Source organism: Ruegeria sp. BB7 (assembly GCF_056539365.1).
In genome coordinates, this window is record NZ_JBQFUV010000001.1 from 183,380 (window position 1) to 205,849 (window position 22,470).

Genomic DNA, 22,470 nt, shown 5'->3' on the forward strand with positions numbered 1-22,470 from the left:
GCATTCGACGCGCCGCATGGCAAGTCTGCCGCGCATGAAGACCGTATTCCAATCCCCGGTGGAACCGGGTTTCGTGCAAAACCCTTATGCCTTTTATGACACGGCTCGCACATACGGGGACCTTGTCTACTGGAATGACTACAAGAAGGTGACTGCGGTCTCGCACCGTGCTGTACAGGCGCTGCTAAAAGACAGACGCTTTGGCCGAGAAGTTCCCGCCGAGATGCAAAGGCCCGGCCCCGCGCATCTGCTCCCGTGGCTGAAAATCGAAGCGCACTCGTTGCTTGAGGCGGAACCACCACGCCACACCCGTCTGCGCACGCTGGTGATGCGAGCCTTTACGTCACGCGCGATTGCGGCACTTGAACCGTCAGTTCACGCGCTCAGCCACGCCTTGATCGACCGATTTCCCGATACACCATTTGATCTGTTGGATGCCTTTTGCACGCGGGTGCCGGTGATCACCATCTGCCGCCTGCTGGGTGTGCCCGAAGAAATGTCGCCTGATCTACTGTGCTGGTCTCATGCGATGGTGGCGATGTATCAGGCCAGCCGCACGCACAAGACCGAGGACGCAGCCGCCAAAGCCGCCAAGGATTTTACTGCGTTCCTGAGTGAGTACATCGAAAAACGCAGAACCGATCCCCGAGACGACCTGATCACCCGCCTGATCTCTGCAGAAGAAGATGGTGAAAAGCTTTCACGCGATGAGCTGGTGGCTACGTGTATCCTTCTGTTGAATGCCGGACATGAGGCGACGGTTCACTCTCTTGGAAATGGGGTAAAAACGCTGCTGAAACTGGGGATCGCCCCATGCGCCCAGACGACAGATGGGCTGGTCGAGGAAATCCTTCGCTATGACCCGCCACTGCATATGTTCACGCGCTACGCCTATGAAGAGGTCGATGCCTTTGGCCATAGTTTCAAACGGGGGGATGAGGTTGCCTTGCTGCTAGGTGCGGCGAACCGCGATCCTGCGGTTTGGAGCGAGCCGAACCGCTTTGATCCGACTCGCCCGATTGTCACCAACACCAGTTTCGGAGGTGGTCTGCATTTCTGCGTCGGGGCCCCACTGGCACGGCTAGAGATGCGCATTGCGTTGGTGGCGTTATTCGCGCGGTGCCCGAACCTGCGCCTGACAGCCGAACCGGAATACTCAAACACCTACCACTTTCACGGGCTGACCCGCTTGATGGTTCAGACCTGAGCAACCTCAGTTATCGATCAACGCATTCAGCGGCAGCATGGTGGTGGACTTGATCTCCTCCATCGACAGCAAAGCGGTCACGTTATGCACACGCACCTCTGAAATCAGGGTCTGGTAGAACACGTCATAGGCCCGTGCATTTTTGACCCGAACCTTGAGGATATAGTCGATGTCGCCCGCCAGCCGGTGAGCCTCTTGCACTTCGGGGCGGTCGCGCAACGCTTTTAGGAACTTACGTTGCCATTCCGCCTCGTGTTCAGAGGTGCGAATCAGAACAAAAAAAGTGGCTTCGAACCCCAATGCTTCGGCATCCAGCAAAACAGTCTGCTGACCGATGACTCCGGCCCCTTTCAGCTTGCGGATTCGATTCCAGACCGGGGTCTTGGAACTGCCAACACGGGCTGCTATTTCGTCCAGCGATTGGCTGGCGTCGCGCTGTAGCTCGACCAGAATTTTCCGATCCGTGTCATCAATTCGCACTGACATTCCAATTTTTCCTTTGTTTCGAAACCAACGTCCCGCACAGAGGCGCTGGCCAAACATTTGTTCTTATTTACACGCCCATATAGCGTATTACAGGGAATATTTCCTATATTGCAGTTCAAGTCAAACCAAGCGGAATGGAACATGCAGCTTACGCATTCATATGATGGCACAGGACACGTCGACTTTGTCGGCGCGGGTCCGGGCGATCCGGAATTGCTGACGCTCAAGGCGGTGAACGCCTTCGCGCGTGCTGACGTCGTGCTGCATGACCGCCTGATCAGCGCCGAGGTTCTGGAACTGGCGGGCAAGTCCGCCGTTCTGGTTGACGTCGGCAAGGCAGGCTTTGGTCCCTCTTGGAAACAGGAAGACATCGACGCGCTGCTGGTCGACTACGCAGTCAAGGGCCACCACGTCGTACGCCTGAAATCGGGTGATCCCACTGTCTTTGGACGTCTGGATGAAGAAATCGAGGCGGTCGAGGCCGCAGGTATCTCGTGGCAGATCGTACCGGGCATTACGGCGGCCTCTGCTGCCGTTGCAGGAATTGGTCAAAGCCTGACCCGCCGCGGCCGCAACTCGTCCGTGCGGTTCCTCACCGGTCACGACATGAAAGGGTTCGCCGATCACGACTGGACCGCGCTGGCGCGCTCCGGCTCTGTGGCCGCAATCTATATGGGCAAGAAATCCGCCCGTTTCATTCAGGGCCGCCTGATTATGCACGGCGCTGACCGCGAAACGCCGGTCACACTGATCGAAAACGCGTCGCGCCCCGATCAACGTATTCTGGCCACCACGCTGGACCAGCTGCCCACCGATTTGAACGCCGCCGAAATGGACGGCCCCACCCTGACCTTTTATGGCCTCGCCCCGCGCCAAGCAGCCCAGGCCCTGACCGAATTCAAGAAGGAGCACGCCTGATGGCCCGCGCTTTTACCCCCAAAGTGGTCACCGCCAACGATCTGTTGGAAGGCGACGTTATCTATCTGACCGAAGACGACCGCTGGTCGCGTGACCTGTCCGAGGCCGAGCTGATCACGGATGAGGCCCACGCTCAGGTCCGTCTGCTGGATGCCACCCGTCAGGCCAACAAAATCGTCGGCGCCTATCTCGCCGATGCCGTAGCAGGCGCGAACGGCCCCGAACCCACCCATTTCCGCGAGGACTTCCGCCGCACCGGACCGTCCAACTATGCCCACGGCAAGCAGGAAACAGCAACGCAGCCCCGGGCCTGACATCTGGCCCTCTCTCTCCCCTTCAAGGCCCCGGGTTTCGGGGCTGCAATTAAGGACAGCTAATCATGTATCGCTACTCCGAGTTCGACACAGCATTTTTGGCAGAACGTAACGCGCAGTTCCGCGCGCAGGTTGAGCGCCGTATCGACGGCTCGCTGACCGAAGACGAATTCAAACCGTTCCGCCTGATGAACGGCCTATACCTGCAGCTACACGCATACATGCTGCGGGTTGCTATCCCCTATGGTACGCTGTCCAGCGCACAGATGCGCCAACTGGCACTGCTGGCCGAGAAGTGGGACAAGGGTTATGGCCATTTCACCACCCGTCAGAACATCCAGTACAACTGGCCCAAGCTGAACGATGTGCCGGACATGCTGGACGCGCTGGCCGAGGTTGGCATGCACGCCATCCAGACCAGCGGTAACACCATCCGCAACGTGACCGCCGACCACTTCGCCGGTGCCGCCGCGGATGAGATCGCTGATCCCCGCCCCTATGCCGAACTGCTGCGCCAGTGGTCGACCGACCACCCGGAGTTCCAATTCATGCCGCGTAAGTTCAAGATCGCCATCACCGGCTCGGAAAACGACCGCGCCGTGATCAAGGCGCATGACATCGGCCTGCAGCTGGTCGAGCGCGACGGCGTTCTGGGTGCCCGTGTTATCGTGGGCGGCGGTTTGGGCCGTACACCGATGATCGGCAAAGAGCTCTCGGAATTCGTCGCCTTTGACGACCTGCTGGCTTACCTCGAAGCCACTGTTTCCGTGTGGAACCAGATCGGCCGCCGCGACAACAAGTATAAGGCGCGCATCAAGATCACCGTCCACGAGAACGGCATCGACACCATCCGCGCCAAGGTCAACGAGCGCTTCCTGCAGGTTCGCCCGCAGTTCAAAGGCGCCGACATGAACCTGCTGGAAGAGATCAAAGGCCACTTCGCTGCCCCGGCTTTCCGTGAGGGCTCGGTTGCCTCGTTCGAAAGCGCCTATACCAACGATCCTGTCTTCCGCTCGTGGGTCGACACCAACATCGCGCCGCACAAGAATGCGGACCACGCGATCGTCACGATCTCGATCAAAAAGCATGGCGCAACACCGGGCGATGCAACTGCTGAGCAAATGCGCGTGATGGCCGATCTGGCCGAAGAGTTCGCCTATGACGAGCTGCGTATCAGCCATGAGCAGAACGTGATCCTGCCGCATGTCCACAAGTCGGACCTGCCCGCAATCCACGCGAAGCTGAAGGAATACGAATTGGCGACCGCCAATATCGGCCTGATCAGCGACATCATCGCCTGCCCTGGCATGGACTACTGCGCACTGGCAACCGCCCGCGCAATTCCGGTTGCGCAGGAAATCGCGACACGTTTCGACGACCTGAAGCTTGAGCATGATATCGGCCACCTGAAGATCAAGATCTCGGGCTGCATCAACGCATGTGGTCACCACCACGTGGGTCACATCGGCATCCTTGGTCTGGATCGCGCTGGCGTCGAAAACTACCAGATTACTCTGGGTGGTGACGGAACCGAGACCGCGACCATTGGCGATCGCACCGGTCCGGGTTTTGCCTACGATGAGATCGTGCCAGCCGTTGAGCGCATCGTCGACACGTATCTTGAGCAACGTGAAAGCAACGAGGAAACATTCCTGCAGACCTATCGTCGGGTAGGCATGGCGCCGTTCAAGGCGGCGCTCTACCCCGAGGCGCAGGCCAATGCCGCTTGACCTGATCCAAACGGAACTGGGTAAAGACCGAAGCGCACTGACCGAAAGGGTCGAAGCGCTGAACGCCCAGTTCCGGCACCACAGTGCGCATGATGTCATGCATGGTGCCATCGAAGAGGTCGACAAGCTTGCTCTGGTCTCAAGCTTCGGTGCGGAATCGGTAGTGTTGCTGCACATGGCGGCGGTCGTCGACAAGATGACCCCGGTGTTGTTCGTGGACACGCAGATGCTGTTCACCGAAACCCTGGAATACCAGCAGGAGGTCAGCGAGCGTCTGGGGTTGAAAAACGTCCATATCATCCATGCCGAGGATGAGGACGTGCAACGAGAAGACCCTTATGGTGCGCTGCGTTTGCGGGACACGGATGCGTGCTGCAATCTGCGCAAAACCTTCCCGCTGCAGCAGGCATTGACAGGCTACTGCGGCTGGATTACCGGGCGCAAGCGGTTCCAGTCGGGCACCCGCGCAGCGCTTGATTTCTTCGAAGTCGAGGACGGCACGGGCCGGATCAAGGTCAACCCGCTGGCCCATTGGGCGCCCGAAGATGTGCGCGCCTATATGGAAGAAAACAACCTGCCTCGGCACCCGCTGGTGGCCAAAGGATACCCTTCGATTGGCTGTGCACCCTGCACCTCGCCGGTCAAAGAGGGCGAAGACCCCCGCGCCGGACGCTGGCGCGATCAGAACAAAGAAGAATGCGGCATCCATTTTGTCGATGGCAAGATGGTGCGCGCCGGAGAGAAAACATGAACGTAATCGTATCGGATGAGGGGTTCGCCCCCGATGACTGGACCGACGGCTTTGTCACGCTGGAAGACGCGGCCAATGATGTGGTCGCGCTGGATGTGGCCTCGGACACTGACCCGGATGACCTGATTGACCGTTTGGGCAACGCAAGGATGGTGCGCGTGGACTTCCCGTCTTCGGCGGATGGCCGCGGCTTTACCATTGCCCGCGTTCTGCGCCTGAAAGGCTATACCGGTCGCCTGCGCGCCAAGGGTCACGTGCTGGCCGATCAATATGCCATGGCTCGCCGCAGCGGTTTTGACGAGGTCGAGATCGACCACGCACTGGCCTCCCGTCAGCCCGAAGACCAATGGTTGGCCCGTGCCAACTGGCAAGACAACAATTACCAGGCCCGCCTGCGCGGCTAAGACCGCCATCGCAAGCTTGTGAGTGGAAGGGGGCAATCTGTCCCCTTTTCCTGACTTGGATCAAAGATTAAACGGAGATGTCGGTTTACCCCACCGGCAGTGAAACGATGACAGAGATGAAGCCCGTGACCGAAGCAACCGCCGTGAAGGCCCCCGTTCTGCCGGATGCGCAGACCGTAACAGATGTCAAACACTGGACCGACAGCCTGTTCTCGTTCAAGGTGTCGCGCCCTGCCTCGCTGCGGTTCCGCTCGGGCGAATTCGTGATGATCGGCCTGCTTGGCGACAACGGCAAACCGCTGCTGCGCGCCTATTCGATTGCCTCGCCGTCCTGGGACGAAGAGCTGGAGTTCTATTCGATCAAGGTTCAGGACGGTCCGCTGACCTCGAAACTGCAGCACATCAAAGCGGGTGACCAGATCATCCTGCGGCCCAAGCCCGTCGGCACACTGGTCCACGACGCCCTGCTGCCCGGCAAGCGTCTGTGGTTCTTTGCCACCGGCACCGGTTTTGCGCCTTTCGCATCGCTGCTGCGCGAGCCGCAAACCTATGAGGACTATGACGAGGTCATAATCACCCACACCTGCCGCGAAGTTGCGGAACTGGAATATGGCCGTCAGTTGATCGAAAGCATCCGTCAGGATGAAATGCTGGCCGAATTGATGGGCGAAGGATTTGCTGACAAGATTCGCTATTACCCGACCACCACACGGGAAGAGAGCCCCAAGATGGGCCGTATCACGAACCTGCTGAAAGACGGCACCGTGTTTGCCGATCTGGGCATCGAAGGTGGCATCAAGCCTGAAACCGACCGCGGGATGGTCTGCGGTTCGCTAGCCTTCAATCTGGATATCAAGGCAATCCTTGAAGAATTCGGCCTGCGTGAAGGTGCGAACTCGGAGCCCAAGGAATTCGTGATCGAAAAGGCCTTTGTAGGCTGATCCTTTCGTGCGGGTCGCTGAAATGACAGTGGCCCGCGCATAAACCCGCTGCAAAACCTGTGAATTTCAGCCTTTTCGACGCGGATGGCGCTTGAATCAAGGCGCGGGGCGGTCTAGATTTCGGGCTCGAAATTCTGCAATCATCAAAGGAATGAACCCATAGCCCGCAGACCCCACAACGCGCCGCCGCAGAGAGACACCGGACCGCGCGTCAATGAAAAAATCCGTGCCCCCGAAATTCGCCTGATTGGCGCTGATGGTGAAAATGTCGGGGTGGTTCATCCCGCCAAAGCCATGCAACTAGCCGCAGATGCCGGCCTTGACCTCGTCGAGATTTCGCCAAACGCGAACCCTCCGGTCTGTAAGATCATGGATTTTGGCAAGTTCAAATACGAACAGCAAAAGCGTGAGAGCGAAGCCCGCAAGAAGCAAAAAGTCATCGAGGTGAAAGAGGTCAAGTTCCGGCCCAACACCGACACTCATGACTATGACGTCAAGATGAAGAACGTTTTCAAGTTCTTGGAAAAGGGCGACAAGGTCAAAGTCACCCTGCGTTTCCGTGGCCGTGAAATGGCACACCAGAACCTGGGCCGCGAGCTGCTGGAACGTGTGGCCGAGGACATCAAGGACCTGGGCAAGGTCGAGAACATGCCCAAGATGGAAGGCCGTCAGATGATCATGATGATCGGGCCTCTGCCACAGAAATAAGGTTCTGACTGATCAGAACAAAAAAGCCTCCTCAATTTTGAGGAGGCTTTTTATTTTACGCGCTGCTTTGTCAGATCACTGCAGAAATGGCCCTGCTCAGTTTCCCAACCAGTTCGTCAATCTGCGCGTCTTCAATGATGAACGGTGGCGCCAGCAGAACGTGGTCTCCCTTTCTACCATCTCGGGTGCCTGACATCGGGTAACAAATCAGCCCCTCAGCCAGAGCCGCCTTTTTGACCTTTCCCGACACCGCAAGTGCAGGGTCAAACGGCGTTTTCGTATTCCGATCCGCAACAAGCTCAATACCCCGGAACAACCCTCGGCCTCGAATATCCCCAACATTCGGGTGCTGCCCCAGTGCAGCTTCAAGCGAGGATTGAAGTTTTTCGCCCAAAACGCCCACCCGCGCTGGCAGCTCGCGGTCGGTCAATTCACGCACGACCGCCAAAGCCGCCGCCGTCGCCACCGGATGCCCAATATAAGTATGGCCGTGCTGGAAGAACCCTGACCCGTCACGGATCGCGTCATATATCTGACCTGTGCACATCATCGCACCGATCGGCTGATAACCCGCCCCCAACCCTTTGGCGATACACAGAATATCTGGATCCACCCCATCGTGGTCACAGGCAAACAGATGTCCGGTTCGGCCCATGCCGCACATCACTTCATCCAAGATCAACAGCACGCCATATTGATCACAGATCTCGCGGACGCGCTTAAAATACCCATCAACAGCAGGCACTGCACCCAATGTCGCACCAACAACTGGTTCAGCCATGAACGCCATCACAGTGTCGGGACCCAACCTAAGGATTTCTGCCTCCAACTCGTTGGCGACCCGCTGACCGTAGTCAAAGCTGCTCTCACCTTCAGGTTTTTCAGCATATTCATAGCAAGCTGAGATATGAGTCATGTCGATCAGCATCGGTGCGAACTGCGCGCGCCGCCACGCATTTCCACCCGCAGACAACGCCCCAAGCGTATTGCCATGGTAACTCTGTCGCCGCGCAATCACGTGCCGCCGGTCAGGTTGACCAATCTCCAGAAAGTACTGTCGCGCCAGCTTGATCGCCGCCTCGGTCGCCTCGGACCCGCCCGAAACAAAATACACCCGATCAATATCCCCCGGCGCGTGTTCAATCAGCAGGTCCGCCAAGGCTTCGGCCGGTTTTGAGGTCATGAAACCTGTATGCGCAAAGGCAATCTGTTCGACCTGGTCCTGCACGGCCCGGATGACTGCTTGGTTGGAATGACCCAGGCACGACACCGCCGCATCGCCGCAATCCAGATAACGATTGCCCTGCGCGTCGATTAGGTAACACCCATCTCCTCCTGCCGCGACCGGCAATTCGGATTTAGTGTGGCGAGGAAATACGTGACTCATTTGACTGCCCTTTCCAGCGTGGCAACAAGCGCCGAAACCGACGCGGCATTGTCTTTCCAAAGGTTTCCGCTTTCATCCGTCAGGCTGTTTTCGAACCCGACGCGAACATTTCCGCCTTGCCGAGCAGCGTATGTCAGACAGGCATGCTCCTGAGCACCAAAAGCGCAGACCATCCAAGGCGATTTGGTTTTGGAAAAATGGTCCAAATCCTGCGGTGCAGACTGCTGGCCCGAGGTATACCGCCCCAATACGAAAATACGTTCTGACTGCCCATCTCGTACGGTCCCAGCCTTCTGCCACTGCGCCAGCAATACGGCATCTTCGGAATCATACAGAATATGCTGCACACGCGTATCCTGCTCAGCACACAGGCCGTACACCCGCTCCGCCCATTCCGGTGCTCGCGCAATCTCGCGCACAGAAATCGACGCCCACTCAGGGCGCACCCGTTCCAGACATGCAAACTGGGCAGGTACATCGAAAGTTCCGGCGGCTTCGGTCGTGATCTGAATGTCCATCCCAGGTACAGCCGCCCGAAGTTCGGCCATTGTCTCAAGATAGAGACCGTCGTCCAACGAATGCAGCCCATCCGAATCCCGAACGTGCAAATGCAGCCCATTCGCCCCTGCATCAAAGCTGGCTTTCGCGGCTTCCACAATCTGATCAGTGGACACCGGCAAATTCGGGTGATCCACCGGCCCGCGCCGAGCACCAGTCGGAGCGACAAGAATATAAGGTCTAATTTTGGATCGCATGTCGGACATTAAGATACCTCTGAGCTCCCGGCCTCACCTAATCCATTTCGCTATGTTTTTTAGTTGTCTTTTCCATAACATTTGTTTTTTTAATTCTATGGACGCTACGCCCAACCAACTCATCGATCGACTGCGCCAAGATATTGGCCAGATGCCGTCTGCCCTGCAAGCGGCGGCCAAGTATATCATCGACCATCCTGGTGATTTTGGACTGAACCCGATCCGCACCAGTGCTGAAAAAATCGGGGTCAGTTCGAACGTTCTGGTTCGGCTAGCACAACGCATGGGTTTCGACAGCTTCGACTCCTTCCGAAGCCCCTTTCGTGACGCCCTGGTCACGGACCGAGAAAGCGTATTGGGGCAGGATTGGCTAACCACCCTGCAGAACGAAGATGCCTTCAGCAATACCCAGGCAAGACTGGCTCAGAACGAGCAAAACGTGGTCGCCCGATCACTGCGTCTGATGAAACCCGATAAAGTACGCAACGCTGTCGCATATATGACCGAATCCCGTAGATGCTTCGTTACGGCGACGCGTGCCAGCTATGCGTTGGCCTATTACTTTTCTTACACCGGACGCATGGCGCATCCAGGCATCCAATTAATACCGCGCCATATCGGTTCCGCCACCGACGATCTGCTTGACGCCGATCATCAGGATTGCCTTCTCGTCATCACCGTTCACCCATATTCAGCAGACACAATCCAGTCGATGCGGTTCGCGAAACAAAAAGGCCTGCGCCTTATTCTGATCTCAGACAGTGACGTGATCGCACCTGGGGTCGAGCCTGACGTCGCATTTAAGGTCAGCACTCGGGCATTACACTCGTTTTCCTGCTTTACCGGGGCCATGGCCGTTCTGGAATGTCTGCTGGGTCATCTTTTCGACGCCGGGGGTGACACTGCCCGACAGCGGATCGACGCCTATCAAAAGGCACGTGAGGACACTGGTGCCTACTGGCAACCGTCCAAACCACCAAGGCTGCGCCGAAAATAAAAAGCCCCGACGCACGACCGGGGCTTTAATAACAGAATACAAATCACAGACAGGTTTCAACAGCCCGCTTTGTCATGACGCCAACAAGATGGGCACGGTATTCTTTACTGCCATGCAAATCAGCAATCATGTTGGCCGGGTTAATACGCAGATCCATCAGGGCGTCTGCCCGGAACTCTTTGTTCAAAGCCTCCTCCGCTTCGGTCCAGCGGAACACACCGTCTTCACCAGCCCCGGTCACGGCCACACGAACCCCATCAGCAAACCGCGCCAGATACACGCCAACCAGAGCAAAACGCGATGCTGGCTGCAGGAACTTCTGATAGCTGGCGGCTTGAGGCACCGGGAACCGGACCGTGGTGATAATCTCGCCCTCATCCAACGCGGTCGAGAACATCCCGTCAAAAAAATCATCCGCCGCAATCTGACGCGTGTTGGTTATGATCGTCGCTCCCGAACCAAGTGCCCCTGCCGGATAGCAAGCCGCAGGATCATTGTTGGCAATCGAGCCTCCAATAGTTCCCCGGTTGCGCACTGCCGGATCACCGATCTGACCAGCTAACGCCGCCAAGGCCGGATAGCTGCTTGCAGCCTCGTTCGCCACAGTGGCGTGGGTCGTCGCCCCACCAATCGACACAGAACCATCATCGTCGACACAAACCCCCTTCATCTCGGCAATCCCGTTCAGAGAGACCAACACCGAAGGCGCCGCCAACCGTTGCTTCAGAGTCGGGATCAGGGTCTGTCCGCCCCCCAAAGCCTGCGCATCCTCATCTCCCAAAGCGGCGACCGCGTCAGCAATGGTCGAGGGTTTTTCAAACTCGAAATTGTACATTTCGCTTTTCCTTTCCGAAAGGCGCTCCTTGGCCCTTCATCTTTTTGGAAATACTCCGGGGAGCGCGAGGGGCTGGCCCCTCGCACCCCAACCACTTAACTGTTCATCGCCGCCCAGACGCGCGACGGGCTCATCGGCATATCGATGTGATCCACAGCCTTGCCACCCGAGTTCAGCGCATCCAGCACACCATTTACCACCGCAGGCGGCGAGCCGATCGCCCCGGCCTCACCACAACCCTTTACGCCTAGCGGGTTGTGCGTACAGGGTGTCTGGCTGGAATGATCCACCTCATAAAACGGCACATCGTCGGCGCGCGGCATCGCATAATCCATGAAGGACGCACTCAGCAGCTGGCCGTTCTCGTCATAGGCACAGTTCTCCAAAAGTGCCTGACCAATGCCCTGACCGATGCCACCGTGCACCTGACCATCCACAATCATCGGATTGACGATGTTGCCAAAGTCATCCGCTGCCGTGAACTTCTCGATGCTGACCTGACCAGTTTCCGGATCAACTTCGACCTCACAGGCGTAGGCACCTGCCGGGAAGGTAAAGTTCGCTGGGTCGTAGAACGCAGTCTCCTCTAACCCCGGCTCGACCTCCAACGGATAGTTATGAGGCACGTACGCAGTCAGGGTCACATCCCCCCAAGCCACCGACTTGTCGGTGCCAGCCACACTGAACTGACCGTCCTTCAGCTCAATATCTGCCTCGGACGCTTCCAACAAATGCGCTGCGATCCGCTTGGCTTTTTCGATGACCTTCTCGGTCGCCTTGACCATGGCCGATCCGCAGACGGCCAGCGATCGCGAGCCATAGGTGCCCATGCCAAACGGGATCTTGGACGTATCGCCATGAACGATCTCAACCATCGACTCGTCGATGCCGATCATGTCGGCCACAACCTGCGGGAAGGCGGTCTCGTGCCCTTGCCCGTGGCTATGCGCCCCCACCATGACGCTGATCGAACCGGTTGCGTTCACCCGCACGGTCGCCGCATCATACAAACCCGCGCGAGCCCCCAACATGCCAACAATGTTCGAGGGCGCAATACCGCAAGCCTCGATATAGCAGTTAATACCCAGACCACGCAGCTTACCCTTGGCCTCACTTTCAGAACGGCGCGCGGCAAAACCTGCCAGATCAGCCGCAGCCTCCAGCTTATCCATCGTACCGTTGTAGTTGCCGGTGTCATAAGTCAGCGCGACAGGCGTATCGTACGGGAATTTAGTGATGAAATTCTGGCGGCGTAGCGCAATCGGATCGACACCCAATTCACGCGCGGCTTTGTCCACGACACGTTCCAATTGGAACGTCGCCTCGGGGCGACCGGCACCGCGATAGGCATCCACCGGCACCGTGTTTGTGAACATCGCCTTCACGTTCACCTGAATGACCGGCGTCTTGTAGTTGCCCGCCATCAGCGTGCCGTGCAGCCATGTCGGCACTGAACTGGAGAACGTGGAAAGATAAGCACCCAAGTTGGCGTATGTATTGGTACGCAGACCGACAAAGTTGTTGTCCGCGTCCAATGCCAGTTCAATGGTGCTGACGTGATCTCTGCCCTGTGCGTCCGACATGAACGCCTCGGACCGGCTCGCGGTCCACTTGACCGGACGTCCACACGCCTTGGCGGCAAAAGTACAGAATGCCTCTTCCGCGTAGTGGAAAATCTTGGTGCCAAAGCCGCCGCCCACGTCCGGAGCAACAACACGGACCTTGTGTTCTGGCAGCCCCAGCACGAAGGCACACATAAGCAGTCGGATCACGTGCGGGTTTTGGGACGTGGTGTAGAGGGTATACTCCTCGGTCCCGCGCGCGTATTCGGCCACCGCCACACGCGGTTCCATCGGATTGGCAACCAGTCGGTTATTTACCAGATCCAGAGTGGTCACATGCGCCGCATTGGCAAAGACCTCATTGACCTTGGCATCATCCGCCTCACCCAATTGCCAGTCATAGCAAATGTTGTTTTTCAGATCGTCATGGACCAGCGTAGTGCCATCCTGCGCTGCAGCCTTCATGTCGAGAACAGCAGGCAGTTCCTCGATATCTACATCGATCGCTTCCGCCGCATCACGGGCCTGTTCCAGGCTATCCGCAACAACAGCCGCGATAGGATCGCCCACATGACGCACTTTACCCTGCGCCAGAATGGGGTGCGGTGGCTCTTGCATCGGCGCACCGTGCTTGTCGGTTACCTCCCAGCCGCAGGGTATACCGCCCACGCCTTCGAAATCCTTGCCGGTGAACACTTTCACCACACCAGGCATGCCTTCAGCCGCCGAAGTGTCCACGGATTTGATACGGCCATGTGCGATGTCGGACCGCAAGAAATGCACATAGGCCTGGCCATGTACGTTAATGTCGTCAGTATAATTGCCCGCTCCGGTCAGAAAGCGGACGTCCTCGCGCCGCTTGGAACTGGCTCCGATGCCACTGTCTTTGGGCATTGCTTGTTCTCCTCCCATAAACGGATGCCTATGCACCCTGTGTCATCCCACGGGCATCTCCTCCGACGCCCGCAGTGGCATCATTCGGCAGCGATGCTGCTGACGTCCTGACCGGATGCGGCCATGATCGCCTTGACGATGTTGTGGTAGCCGGTGCAACGACACAGGTTGCCTTCGAGGTACTTGCGAATTTCGGCCTCGGTCGGGCGCGGATTGTCCTTGAGCAGCGCCGCCGCGCTCATCACCATGCCCGGTGTGCAAAAACCGCACTGCAGGCCGTGGTGATCCTGAAATGCCTGCTGAATCACGTTCAACGACCCGTCGCCGTTAGCCTGCCCCTCGATGGTGCCCACATCGGCTCCATCAGCTTCAAGCGCCAGCATGTTGCAGGATTTGACCGCCTCGCCATTCACATGAACCACACACGCGCCGCATTGCGCCGTGTCGCAGCCCACATGAGTACCGGTCAGGTGCAGATGGTCGCGCAGAAAGCTGGACAGCAAAGTCCGGCCTTCGACATCACCGCTCACGGATTTTCCGTTCACGGTCATTGAGACCTGTGTCATTGGCTCCTCCCAAAATGAAACTCCCTAGCCCGAGTTAAACACGGGAATTTTTGTTTGAGAACAAAAATATTTAGCGACTTGCCTTTATGGCCGCTTGGGTAACTACCATAAGTATTGCGTTGACTCAGAAAGGCAAATTATCGCCGTGACGCCCGTGGCTGGGGCCGCGTCGGGATCTCTTTAAGCAGTCCGCCAACGCCCATCGCTGCAATGTCAGCACCTGTCGGTTCAATCCCGCAGGCGACGCGAGACAGAACCCAGTCGGCCCCATTCAACGCCGGAGACCGCGCGCATCCCGGTAGCCCAATCACCGGTCGCGGGCTGAGCGAGCCCAGAAACAAAAGGTTGCCAGGATCAACCGGCATGCCAAAACGATCCACCTGGCCGCCTGCGGCGCGCACGGCTTCGGGGGCTATGTCCATCACATCCGACGTGGCCGAGCCGGTCAGGATCATCACCACATCGCCTTGCGTTTCCAAAAGCGCGGTCGCAAGTGCATCCGTCCGGTGCGGTACGATACGCACGTCGTTCATCTCCATTCCCAGTGCCTCGACACGGCCACGGATCGCGGCGATGCCCTTCTCGATTGGCGGCCCGCCTGGAATGTCAGTTACGACCAACCCGGCGCTTCTGTAAGCTGGCGTCGCAAGGCGAATGGCGTTTTGCGCAACGCGCGACGCTGCAAGAACATCGCCACCCGGAACTGCATAGGAAATAACCTTGATCGTCGCGACCATACCCCCGGCACTCATCTGTTGATACTGTGGGACGGTGGCGACGGTAATCATCGGGTTGACCAGATTGAACGCCTCAAGCGCGGCTATGTCCAGAACCGCAATACCCGGCCCATCTGCAAGCAGATTCACACGACCGGTAAAGGGCTGTGTTACCCGCAGATTTGCGGCAGCGGGATCGGGTACCAAAGCATCGGCCAACATCCCGGCAGCTTTGTCTTCATGGCAATCACCGGGCTCCAACCGGGCAACCGTGACGGAACTGTATCCGGCGGAAACCAACTGTTCCTGATGTTCAGTCGTAAGAACAATGCCTTTGCGCAGTTTCATGCCTGCTGCCTGCACGGAATGGGCCAGAATGGCCCCGGCGGCCTGATCAACAGGAACGGGGCCGAACTTCACGCTTTGCCTCGCAACACGGCAGTCATCTGTGCAAGTATTGCCACGGCTATTTCCGACGGATCCGCAGCGCCAATATCCAATCCAACCGGTCCGTGGATACGTGCAATCTGCGCGTCGATGAAACCTGCCTCTTTCATTCGCGCCACCCGTCTGGCATGGGTTCGCTTGGATCCCAACGCCCCGATGTAGAACACACCCGCCTTCAACGCAGATTCCAACGCTGGATCGTCCAGCTTGGGGTCATGCGTCAACAACACCACCGCCGTTCGCGCGTCCAACCCAAGCTTGGCCACTGCTTCATCAGGCCAATCCGTTAGGATCGTCTCACCGGGAAAACGCGTGCTCGAAGCGAAAGCATCACGTGGGTCAACAATGGCGGGGTCGTACCCAGCAATCCGCGCCATCGGCACCAGCGCCTGCGCAATATGCACCGCCCCCACGACAATCAACCTCAGCGGAGGGTTATGGACAGCGACAAACGTCTGACCATCTTCTTCGAATCCGGAACGGTCCAGTCTCAGGCGATCCGGATATGCGTTCCGACGCAAGGCGCGGTGGCCGGTTTCGATGTTTACTTCATAGGCGACAGGCTCGCGCCGCGCGCGTCGGTCGACCAGTTCGCGTAACATCGGTTCGTGCAGCACCTTGCCCACCGGCTCAACCAAAACGCGGATGGTTCCGCCACAGGCCAGCCCAACGGCAAAAGCGTCCTCATCACTGACACCGAATTCCAATAGCCGCGCTTCGCCTTCGTCGATTGCCTCAAGGGCCTCGACCACCACCGCGCCTTCGACACAGCCACCCGAGACGGAGCCTTCGATGCGACCGTCCCCGCCAATCACCAGCTGAGCGCCGACGCGACGCGGAGCACTACCCCAGGTTTCGACAACAGTGGCCAATGCCGTCGGCTTACCATCGCTATACCAACGAAGTGCCGTCTCAGGGCTGTTATCGAATCTGTCCATGGAACTCTCCGAATGTGTTCTGACCCAACATAAGCAGGTTTGGCTCGATGAAAAGGAACCTGGGCTCTCAAGTATATGGGTCGGCGGACAAACTGGTAATTTCAGCGCCATTTGGCCGGGATTTTCGCGCTTTGCGCAAAGGATTGATTGTCATGATGCGTGGATTTAGCCTACACGCGCAACTGGTGCATTCCAGAATGCGCATATTATTTTTACACAAGGGAGTCAGAGACTTGAAACGCATTTTTACATTCGGACTGGCAATGGGTCTACTGACCTCGACTGCGGTAAGCGCCGATACGTTTCTGCGTTACGGCGAAGTAGAGGGGTGGAAAGTCTTCATTGATCAAAACAAAAAATCCTGCCTGATCGAAGCCGTGGATGACGCTGAAAACGTTGTTCAAATGGGGCTGACCGAAGATCGCGGCGTAGGCTATGTCGGTGTTTTCACCAAAGGGGAAACCAACATTAAACGCGGTGAGAAAGAAGGCGTTGCGATCTTGTTGGGGGACAATATCTATGTAGGTGAAGCCACTGGTATGAAGGGCAACATCACAAAGGGGTATTCCGGCGGATATGTTCTGTCAGATGATCCACAATTCGCGGAAGATATCGCCAAGCAAAAAGTAATGGTCGTATTCCCCGAGAAGGAGTTTGGCTTCACAGTCGATCTGACCGGTACTTTCAAAGCCATGGAAATGGCGCGCAAGTGCAACGAAGAACAGCTGGGTTAAGGCTCAGCCCGAAAGCGCGGTCATCAACCGCGCTTTCTCTCCCACGTCATCGGGTTTCGAGATGACAGCGGCCAGATCCTCTAAGGACGCGATCGAGTGCCCTGCGCGAAAACTGTCCACATGTGGCAGCATCGCGGCCACGCCCTGCGCCTTGGGCGCGAAACCTTCCCAGCGCAACAATGGATTGAGCCAGATAAGACGACGTGCCGACAGATGCAGGCGCTCTATCTCTTTCCCCAACGCCTCGGGGTCACCCCGATCTAGACCGTCCGAGATTAGCAAAACCACCGCCCCTTGCCCCATTACCCGACGTGACCAGTCGCGATTGAAGATGTGCAGGCACTCTCCGATCCGGGTTCCCCCCTCCCAATCCTGCGCCTCGGCCCCTGCAGCTGCGAGTGCGGCGTCCACGTCGCGCTGTTGCAGGTGTCGGGTGATATTGGTCAGCCGCGTTCCAAAGGTGAAGGCATGGACCTTGGCCCACCCAGCCCCTTTGGCGTTCGAGACTGTATGCAGAAAGTGCAGGACGATCCGACTGTATTGGCTCATCGACCCTGAAATATCGCAGAGCACCACAAGGTTGGGCCAGCGCGGCTTGGGCTTGAGACGGGCGATGTCACGCAGTTCACCCCCCTGTCGCATCGCCGCGCGCAAGGTTCGGGCGCGGTCAATCCGATACCCCAAATGACTGGCCTGCCCGCGTCGGGAATCGATAGGTTTAACAGGCAAGGTCAATCGCGCCAGCATACGCTTGGCCTGCGAAATTTCGGCCGTACTCATCTGTTCGAAATCCAGACTACGTAGCCGTTCCTCGGTCGATGCGGTTTGCGAGGCATCAATCTCAAGCAAGGTCTCTTCTTCGGAATCTGACGATTCAGGCAGATCGCGCTCTACCCCATCCAACAATGCCCCGGCCGCGCGCTTTTCAGCCGCGTCGGCCTTGCGCTCTTCCTGTACGCCGCGGATTGCAGGCAGCATCATGGACATCATGTGCTCCATGTAACGCGGGTCCCGCCAATACATGCGAAAGACCTGTGCGAACACCGTCCGGTGCTCGGGGCGGCTGACGAAACAGGCGTGCAAAGCCCAGTAGAAATCTCTCTTTTCAGTGAATCCTGCGGCTTGCACAGCTCGGATTGCGTCAACAACACGTCCTGTTCCAATTGGCAATCCAGCCTTGCGCAATGCTCGTGCAAAATGCGTGATGTTTTGCGCCAGTTTTGGGTCGTCGGGAACAGCAAGAGGAAGCTGTTCTGCCATCAGACCGGTTCCAAATCGGCTTTGGCCTGATCCAAAATCCGCTTGGCCTCAGACCCCTGTAGTTTCTGAATATCGTCCTGATATTTCAGAATCGCACCCAACGTATCGCCGATCACCTCGGGGCTGAGGTTGATCACGTCCAAGGCCAGCAGGCATTTCGCCCAGTCAATGGTTTCGGCCACGCCAGGTTTCTTGAACAGATCCTCAGTGCGCAAGCGCTGAACAAAAGCAACCACCTCGCGACTGAGCGCTTCGGCCGCTTCGGGCGCGCGGGCATGCAGAATTTCGATTTCACGGTCGAAATCCGGGTAATCGACCCAGTGATACAGGCAACGGCGTTTCAGCGCGTCGTGCACTTCTCGCGTGCGGTTCGACGTCACTATCACAATGGGTGATTCAGGCGCTTTGACAGTGCCCAACTCAGGAATCGTTACCTGAAAGTCGCTCAGCGCTTCCAGCAGGAATGCCTCGAACGGCTCATCCGTGCGATCCAGTTCATCAATCAACAGGACCGGAGCGCCGTTTTCGTCGGGGCGCATGGCCTGCAGCAATGGCCGCTCGATCAAATATTCATCCGAGAACAATTCATTCTGCAACGCGCCCCGGTCGGCACCACCTGCAGCCTCAGCCGTACGGATCGCCACCATCTGCGCCGGAAAGTTCCATTCGTACACGGCCGACGATGCATCCAATCCCTCGTAGCACTGCAACCGGATCAGCCGCCGGTTCAGCCCTGCGGCCAGCGCCTTGGCGATCTCGGTTTTGCCAACACCAGCCTCACCTTCCAGAAACAAGGGGCGGCCCAGCTTCAAAGACAGAAACACGACCGTAGCAAGCGCCCGTCCGCAGACATAGCCCTGCGCGCCCAGCATTTCTTGAACTTCGTCAATGGTATCCGGCTGTTTCATGTTCTCATCTCTCCCTCGCCACAACAGGTCACGGCAACGCGCGGGCGTCAAGACCACTGTCTGTCGGGGACTTGGACCGATCCGACCCGCTGACAAGGGCTTTCGCGCGGATCACTGCTGTGCTAGCGGATGCGCCATGACCGATAGCATCACGATCCGCCGCCCCGACGACTGGCACCTGCACCTGCGCGATGGCGCGATGTTGCAGGCCGTCCTGCCCGAAACCGCACGCCATTTTGGCCGTGCGATCATCATGCCGAACCTCGTTCCGCCCGTCGTGCGCGGCGATCAAGCCGCCGCCTATCGCGACCGCATCATGGCCGCCCTGCCCGACGACATGACGTTCGAGCCGCTGATGACGCTCTATCTAACCGAAGACACTGACGCAGAGGACGTAGCCGCCGCACATGCCAGCGGTCTGATCAAAGCCGTCAAGCTGTATCCGGCAGGCGCAACGACAAACTCGGCTTCTGGCGTGCAGAACTTCAACAATGTTCGTTCGGTTCTGGAAAAGATGGCCGAGATCGGACTGCCTTTGTGCGTTCATGGCGAGGTCACGGATGCCGAGATCGACATCTTTGACCGCGAGGCCGTGTTCATCGACCGGGTTCTGGACCCGATCCGCAAGGCCACTCCCGGCCTGCGCGTGGTGATGGAGCACATCACCACAAAGGACGGTGTTGAGTATGTCAAATCTAACGAAACCGATCTGGGCGCGACCATTACAGCGCACCACCTGATCATCAACCGCAACCACATTCTAGTGGGTGGAATCAAACCGCATTACTACTGTCTGCCTGTCGCAAAGCGCGAAGAGCACCGTCTGGCACTGCTGGCCGCAGCAACGTCGGGCGATGAGCGGTATTTCCTGGGTACCGACAGTGCGCCGCACACCGATGCCAATAAGGAAATGGCCTGCGGTTGTGCAGGGTGCTTCACTGCAACGAACACAATGTCTCTGGTTGCCGAGATGTTCGAGCGTGAGGGCGCATTGGACAAGTTGGAAGGCTTCGTCTCACTGAACGGCCCTGCCTTCTACGGCCTGCCGGTGAACGAAAGCACGATCACTCTGACCAAAGGTGATCCCGTTGAATATCCAAGCAAGATCGAAACCGAAGACGGCCCGGTAACGGTGTTCGAGCCAGGTTTTCCTCTGCACTGGCGCGTGGTTTAGCCCTCCAGCCTCTTTGCCAGATCGCGGGCGCGGCCACCGGTGCGCAGCATCGACCAGATCGCGTCCGCTTCATCGGCTCCAATCAGCTTGGCAACCTTGCCGCGTACGCGGTCTTCCCGTTCAGACAAGGACATCGGCGCCAGCAGATCGTGTTTTGCCTCTCGACGTGCACCATCCCGGCGCAACAAAGTCAGATGCGCCTGCGTTTCCGTAAGCGTGTCGTCAGCCTCAACCGAGATACGGTCCCGAAGGGATATCAGGCGCGAATCCGCGCAATTCCTTTCGCTATAACTTCCCGGCAATGCTGTATCATACCCAAGCGCCTGCATGGCGATGACGGTCCGATATGAGAATTTCGCCCCCAACCCCGTTGTCGGATTCATCTGGTTACAAACGCTCATCCAACGAGGATGGGTCTTGATCTTGATCTCAGCTACTTCGGGTTCGGCAATGTCCAGATCACGCGCGGCCTCAAGCGCTGCATGCAGACCATGACAGCATGCATGAAACTTGTGGCTTACGCTTTCGAACAACCATTCATCGCCCAAACCCTCTAGCGCTGCTTCCGCGTTAGCCTCACCTTTATGGGTCGCGCCAAATCCAAATGGGCCTTCAAGCGCACCCGAGTTTGGTTCGAACCCTTTTGAAATTAACAAAGCGGCTTCTACTCCGGCCGTAGCTGCCAGCCCCGCATTATACGGCTTGCCCATCGTTCCGAACTGAGATTTTAGCCCCGCCGCGCGTGTCGCCGTAAGCCCCAAGACTTTGTGCATCTGATCCGCGTCGAATTCCAAAAGGCGCCCGGCAGCTACAGCAGCGCCAAACGCGCCAGCCGTCGCAGTCTGGTGAAACCCTGCTTGATAGTGATCGCGCCCCAGCCACAAACCGACGCGTATGGTTACCTCCATACCTACCAGCGCAGCCTCAAGGAAATCGACCAGGATACGATCATCCCATTCGCTCAGCGCCAAAGCGGCAGGTAGGACTGCAACCGAAGGATGACCAATATGGGCAAAATGCGTGTCATCATAATCCAACGCGTGAGACACAGTCCCGTTGACCAATGCCGCCCCACGCATTGGCGCCGCGCCGCCGCCAAACAGATGTGCTTGCGCGGCACCTTTTTCGCCTAGCACGAGATCGCGAACGACCATCGATACCGGCTCATCTTGTCCGGCGCGCCCAACAGCGAGCCAATCGAGCACAGACAGTGAGGTGACGACTCGCGTCTGCAGCGTTGTTTCAATGGGGCCTGCGGCAAACCCAGCCAGAGATGTGGAGAAATCGCTCATGGGCGCAGTCTATCGCCCGGAATTCACGGGTAAAGACCTAGCCGTACAAATCCTCGGCACGGGCTTCGAACGCCTGCACGATCCGGTGCATCGCTTCGTTGAACACTACGCCGATGATACCCTGCAGAATGGCGTTCTTGAATTCGAAATCCACATGGAAAGACACGTTACATCCGCCGTCAGGCGTGTCGTCAAAATGCCAATCGGACTTCATGTATTTGAACGGGCCGTCCAGATATTCGGTGTCGATCTTCATCTGATCGGGGAACAATGTCACCCGACTGCCGAAGCGTTCACGGAACACCTTGAACGAGATGATCAGATCCGCTTCCATCACCTGCGCCTCGCCTGCGGCATAGGTCCGGCGGATACGGGAGGCGGCGCACCAGGGCAGAAACTCGGGGTATTTCGCCACATCCGCGATCAGGTCATACATCTGCTGAGCCGTATAAGGCAGAGGGCGAGTTTCCGAATGAGTAGGCATAGCGTCCGGTATTAGCAGGTGACAATGGCGCGTCATGTCGTATGTTGCGCGCCAAAGATCAA

Annotated in this window: 23 protein-coding genes; 11 read left to right on the forward strand and 12 right to left on the reverse strand. The window is 57.8% G+C overall.

What is annotated here, in order from left to right; genetic code table 11:
• Window positions 1-34: 34 nt before the first annotated feature.
• Entirely contained in the window at window positions 35-1,207 is a 1,173-nt protein-coding gene (locus ACR0D7_RS00955) for a cytochrome P450 (protein WP_480677996.1), read from the forward strand.
• Window positions 1,208-1,213: 6 nt separating this feature from the next.
• Here the strand turns inward: ACR0D7_RS00955 and ACR0D7_RS00960 are convergent, their stop codons facing one another.
• Complete coding sequence (locus ACR0D7_RS00960; protein WP_480677351.1) at window positions 1,214-1,693, reverse strand: Lrp/AsnC family transcriptional regulator; 480 nt, start codon at window positions 1,691-1,693, stop codon at window positions 1,214-1,216.
• A gap of 141 nt (window positions 1,694-1,834) precedes the next feature.
• Between ACR0D7_RS00960 and cobA the strand changes: the two genes are divergently transcribed.
• The 7 genes from cobA to infC all read left to right on the forward strand — a co-directional run bounded on the left by cobA (window position 1,835) and on the right by infC (window position 7,459).
• On the forward strand, window positions 1,835-2,611 hold the full coding sequence (cobA, locus tag ACR0D7_RS00965; RefSeq protein WP_170381285.1) for a uroporphyrinogen-III C-methyltransferase: 777 nt from the start codon (window positions 1,835-1,837) through the stop codon (window positions 2,609-2,611).
• Entirely contained in the window at window positions 2,611-2,925 is a 315-nt protein-coding gene (locus ACR0D7_RS00970; protein WP_170381286.1) for a DUF2849 domain-containing protein, read from the forward strand. The genes cobA and ACR0D7_RS00970 overlap by 1 nt, the downstream gene beginning before the upstream one ends.
• 65 nt (window positions 2,926-2,990) lie before the next feature.
• A complete protein-coding gene (locus ACR0D7_RS00975) occupies window positions 2,991-4,655 on the forward strand; it encodes a nitrite/sulfite reductase (protein ID WP_170381287.1) in 1,665 nt (554 codons plus the stop codon).
• The gene (locus tag ACR0D7_RS00980) at window positions 4,645-5,406 is read left to right on the forward strand and encodes a phosphoadenylyl-sulfate reductase (RefSeq protein WP_170381288.1); all 762 of its coding nucleotides are present in this window, start codon (window positions 4,645-4,647) and stop codon (window positions 5,404-5,406) included. The genes ACR0D7_RS00975 and ACR0D7_RS00980 overlap by 11 nt, the downstream gene beginning before the upstream one ends.
• Window positions 5,403-5,810 carry a DUF934 domain-containing protein gene (locus ACR0D7_RS00985; protein WP_480677352.1) on the forward strand — a complete coding sequence of 136 codons (408 nt, stop codon included), beginning with the start codon at window positions 5,403-5,405 and terminating at the stop codon, window positions 5,808-5,810. Before ACR0D7_RS00980 ends, ACR0D7_RS00985 begins: the two co-directional genes overlap by 4 nt.
• A gap of 107 nt (window positions 5,811-5,917) precedes the next feature.
• Window positions 5,918-6,751, forward strand: coding sequence for a ferredoxin--NADP reductase (locus ACR0D7_RS00990; RefSeq protein ID WP_480677997.1), 834 nt, complete (start codon window positions 5,918-5,920; stop codon window positions 6,749-6,751).
• Between the two features lie 246 nt (window positions 6,752-6,997).
• A complete protein-coding gene (infC, locus tag ACR0D7_RS00995) occupies window positions 6,998-7,459 on the forward strand; it encodes a translation initiation factor IF-3 (protein ID WP_438826220.1) in 462 nt (153 codons plus the stop codon).
• Window positions 7,460-7,529: 70 nt separating this feature from the next.
• Here infC and ACR0D7_RS01000 read toward each other — a convergent pair whose 3' ends face one another.
• Window positions 7,530-8,846, reverse strand: a complete 1,317-nt coding sequence (locus ACR0D7_RS01000; protein WP_480677353.1) for an aspartate aminotransferase family protein — start codon at window positions 8,844-8,846, stop codon at window positions 7,530-7,532.
• Complete coding sequence (locus tag ACR0D7_RS01005) at window positions 8,843-9,610, reverse strand: beta-keto acid cleavage family enzyme (protein ID WP_480677354.1); 768 nt, start codon at window positions 9,608-9,610, stop codon at window positions 8,843-8,845. Before ACR0D7_RS01005 ends, ACR0D7_RS01000 begins: the two co-directional genes overlap by 4 nt.
• 142 nt (window positions 9,611-9,752) lie before the next feature.
• On the opposite strand from ACR0D7_RS01005, the gene ACR0D7_RS01010 reads away from it, so the two are divergent.
• On the forward strand, window positions 9,753-10,598 hold the full coding sequence (locus ACR0D7_RS01010; RefSeq protein WP_480677355.1) for a MurR/RpiR family transcriptional regulator: 846 nt from the start codon (window positions 9,753-9,755) through the stop codon (window positions 10,596-10,598).
• Between the two features lie 43 nt (window positions 10,599-10,641).
• Here ACR0D7_RS01010 and ACR0D7_RS01015 read toward each other — a convergent pair whose 3' ends face one another.
• The 5 genes from ACR0D7_RS01015 to ACR0D7_RS01035 form a co-directional block, all read right to left on the reverse strand.
• The gene (locus ACR0D7_RS01015) at window positions 10,642-11,433 is read right to left on the reverse strand and encodes an FAD binding domain-containing protein (RefSeq protein WP_480677356.1); all 792 of its coding nucleotides are present in this window, start codon (window positions 11,431-11,433) and stop codon (window positions 10,642-10,644) included.
• 95 nt (window positions 11,434-11,528) lie between these two features.
• A complete protein-coding gene (locus ACR0D7_RS01020) occupies window positions 11,529-13,889 on the reverse strand; it encodes a xanthine dehydrogenase family protein molybdopterin-binding subunit (protein WP_480677357.1) in 2,361 nt (786 codons plus the stop codon).
• 80 nt (window positions 13,890-13,969) lie between these two features.
• Window positions 13,970-14,455: a (2Fe-2S)-binding protein gene (locus ACR0D7_RS01025; protein ID WP_480677358.1), complete on the reverse strand. Its 486-nt coding sequence runs from the start codon at window positions 14,453-14,455 to the stop codon at window positions 13,970-13,972.
• Between the two features lie 137 nt (window positions 14,456-14,592).
• Window positions 14,593-15,591 (reverse strand): molybdopterin-binding protein, encoded by a 999-nt coding sequence (locus ACR0D7_RS01030; protein ID WP_480677359.1) that lies wholly within the window; start codon window positions 15,589-15,591, stop codon window positions 14,593-14,595.
• Entirely contained in the window at window positions 15,588-16,556 is a 969-nt protein-coding gene (locus tag ACR0D7_RS01035; protein WP_480677360.1) for an XdhC family protein, read from the reverse strand. Before ACR0D7_RS01035 ends, ACR0D7_RS01030 begins: the two co-directional genes overlap by 4 nt.
• Before the next feature lie 233 nt (window positions 16,557-16,789).
• Here ACR0D7_RS01035 and ACR0D7_RS01040 point away from each other — a divergent pair, with 233 nt between their 5' ends.
• Window positions 16,790-17,290 (forward strand): hypothetical protein, encoded by a 501-nt coding sequence (locus tag ACR0D7_RS01040; RefSeq protein ID WP_480677361.1) that lies wholly within the window; start codon window positions 16,790-16,792, stop codon window positions 17,288-17,290.
• 3 nt (window positions 17,291-17,293) lie between these two features.
• On the opposite strand, the gene ACR0D7_RS01045 is transcribed toward ACR0D7_RS01040, so the two are convergent.
• Window positions 17,294-18,550: a vWA domain-containing protein gene (locus tag ACR0D7_RS01045; protein WP_480677362.1), complete on the reverse strand. Its 1,257-nt coding sequence runs from the start codon at window positions 18,548-18,550 to the stop codon at window positions 17,294-17,296.
• The gene (locus ACR0D7_RS01050; protein ID WP_480677363.1) at window positions 18,550-19,458 is read right to left on the reverse strand and encodes an AAA family ATPase; all 909 of its coding nucleotides are present in this window, start codon (window positions 19,456-19,458) and stop codon (window positions 18,550-18,552) included. The genes ACR0D7_RS01045 and ACR0D7_RS01050 overlap by 1 nt, the downstream gene beginning before the upstream one ends.
• A 136-nt stretch (window positions 19,459-19,594) precedes the next feature.
• Here ACR0D7_RS01050 and pyrC point away from each other — a divergent pair, with 136 nt between their 5' ends.
• Entirely contained in the window at window positions 19,595-20,632 is a 1,038-nt protein-coding gene (gene pyrC, locus ACR0D7_RS01055) for a dihydroorotase (RefSeq protein WP_480677364.1), read from the forward strand.
• On the opposite strand, the gene ACR0D7_RS01060 is transcribed toward pyrC, so the two are convergent.
• Both ACR0D7_RS01060 and ACR0D7_RS01065 read right to left on the reverse strand, forming a co-directional pair.
• Window positions 20,629-21,924 carry an MmgE/PrpD family protein gene (locus ACR0D7_RS01060; RefSeq protein WP_480677365.1) on the reverse strand — a complete coding sequence of 432 codons (1,296 nt, stop codon included), beginning with the start codon at window positions 21,922-21,924 and terminating at the stop codon, window positions 20,629-20,631. The two genes, pyrC and ACR0D7_RS01060, sit on opposite strands and share 4 nt — an antisense overlap.
• A gap of 37 nt (window positions 21,925-21,961) precedes the next feature.
• Window positions 21,962-22,408: a type II toxin-antitoxin system RatA family toxin gene (locus ACR0D7_RS01065; RefSeq protein WP_480677998.1), complete on the reverse strand. Its 447-nt coding sequence runs from the start codon at window positions 22,406-22,408 to the stop codon at window positions 21,962-21,964.
• Window positions 22,409-22,470: the final 62 nt, after the last annotated feature.

Coding starts and splice junctions, on each gene's coding strand:
- ACR0D7_RS00955 (WP_480677996.1), top strand. CDS start 35: ATGAAGACCGTATTCCAATCCCCGGTGGAACCGGGTTTCGTGCAAAAC.
- ACR0D7_RS00960 (WP_480677351.1), bottom strand. CDS start 1,693: ATGTCAGTGCGAATTGATGACACGGATCGGAAAATTCTGGTCGAGCTA.
- cobA (WP_170381285.1), top strand. CDS start 1,835: ATGCAGCTTACGCATTCATATGATGGCACAGGACACGTCGACTTTGTC.
- ACR0D7_RS00970 (WP_170381286.1), top strand. CDS start 2,611: ATGGCCCGCGCTTTTACCCCCAAAGTGGTCACCGCCAACGATCTGTTG.
- ACR0D7_RS00975 (WP_170381287.1), top strand. CDS start 2,991: ATGTATCGCTACTCCGAGTTCGACACAGCATTTTTGGCAGAACGTAAC.
- ACR0D7_RS00980 (WP_170381288.1), top strand. CDS start 4,645: ATGCCGCTTGACCTGATCCAAACGGAACTGGGTAAAGACCGAAGCGCA.
- ACR0D7_RS00985 (WP_480677352.1), top strand. CDS start 5,403: ATGAACGTAATCGTATCGGATGAGGGGTTCGCCCCCGATGACTGGACC.
- ACR0D7_RS00990 (WP_480677997.1), top strand. CDS start 5,918: ATGACAGAGATGAAGCCCGTGACCGAAGCAACCGCCGTGAAGGCCCCC.
- ACR0D7_RS01000 (WP_480677353.1), bottom strand. CDS start 8,846: ATGAGTCACGTATTTCCTCGCCACACTAAATCCGAATTGCCGGTCGCG.
- ACR0D7_RS01005 (WP_480677354.1), bottom strand. CDS start 9,610: ATGTCCGACATGCGATCCAAAATTAGACCTTATATTCTTGTCGCTCCG.
- ACR0D7_RS01010 (WP_480677355.1), top strand. CDS start 9,753: ATGCCGTCTGCCCTGCAAGCGGCGGCCAAGTATATCATCGACCATCCT.
- ACR0D7_RS01015 (WP_480677356.1), bottom strand. CDS start 11,433: ATGTACAATTTCGAGTTTGAAAAACCCTCGACCATTGCTGACGCGGTC.
- ACR0D7_RS01020 (WP_480677357.1), bottom strand. CDS start 13,889: ATGCCCAAAGACAGTGGCATCGGAGCCAGTTCCAAGCGGCGCGAGGAC.
- ACR0D7_RS01025 (WP_480677358.1), bottom strand. CDS start 14,455: ATGACACAGGTCTCAATGACCGTGAACGGAAAATCCGTGAGCGGTGAT.
- ACR0D7_RS01035 (WP_480677360.1), bottom strand. CDS start 16,556: ATGGACAGATTCGATAACAGCCCTGAGACGGCACTTCGTTGGTATAGC.
- ACR0D7_RS01045 (WP_480677362.1), bottom strand. CDS start 18,550: ATGGCAGAACAGCTTCCTCTTGCTGTTCCCGACGACCCAAAACTGGCG.
- ACR0D7_RS01050 (WP_480677363.1), bottom strand. CDS start 19,458: ATGAAACAGCCGGATACCATTGACGAAGTTCAAGAAATGCTGGGCGCG.
- pyrC (WP_480677364.1), top strand. CDS start 19,595: ATGACCGATAGCATCACGATCCGCCGCCCCGACGACTGGCACCTGCAC.
- ACR0D7_RS01060 (WP_480677365.1), bottom strand. CDS start 21,924: ATGAGCGATTTCTCCACATCTCTGGCTGGGTTTGCCGCAGGCCCCATT.
- ACR0D7_RS01065 (WP_480677998.1), bottom strand. CDS start 22,408: ATGCCTACTCATTCGGAAACTCGCCCTCTGCCTTATACGGCTCAGCAG.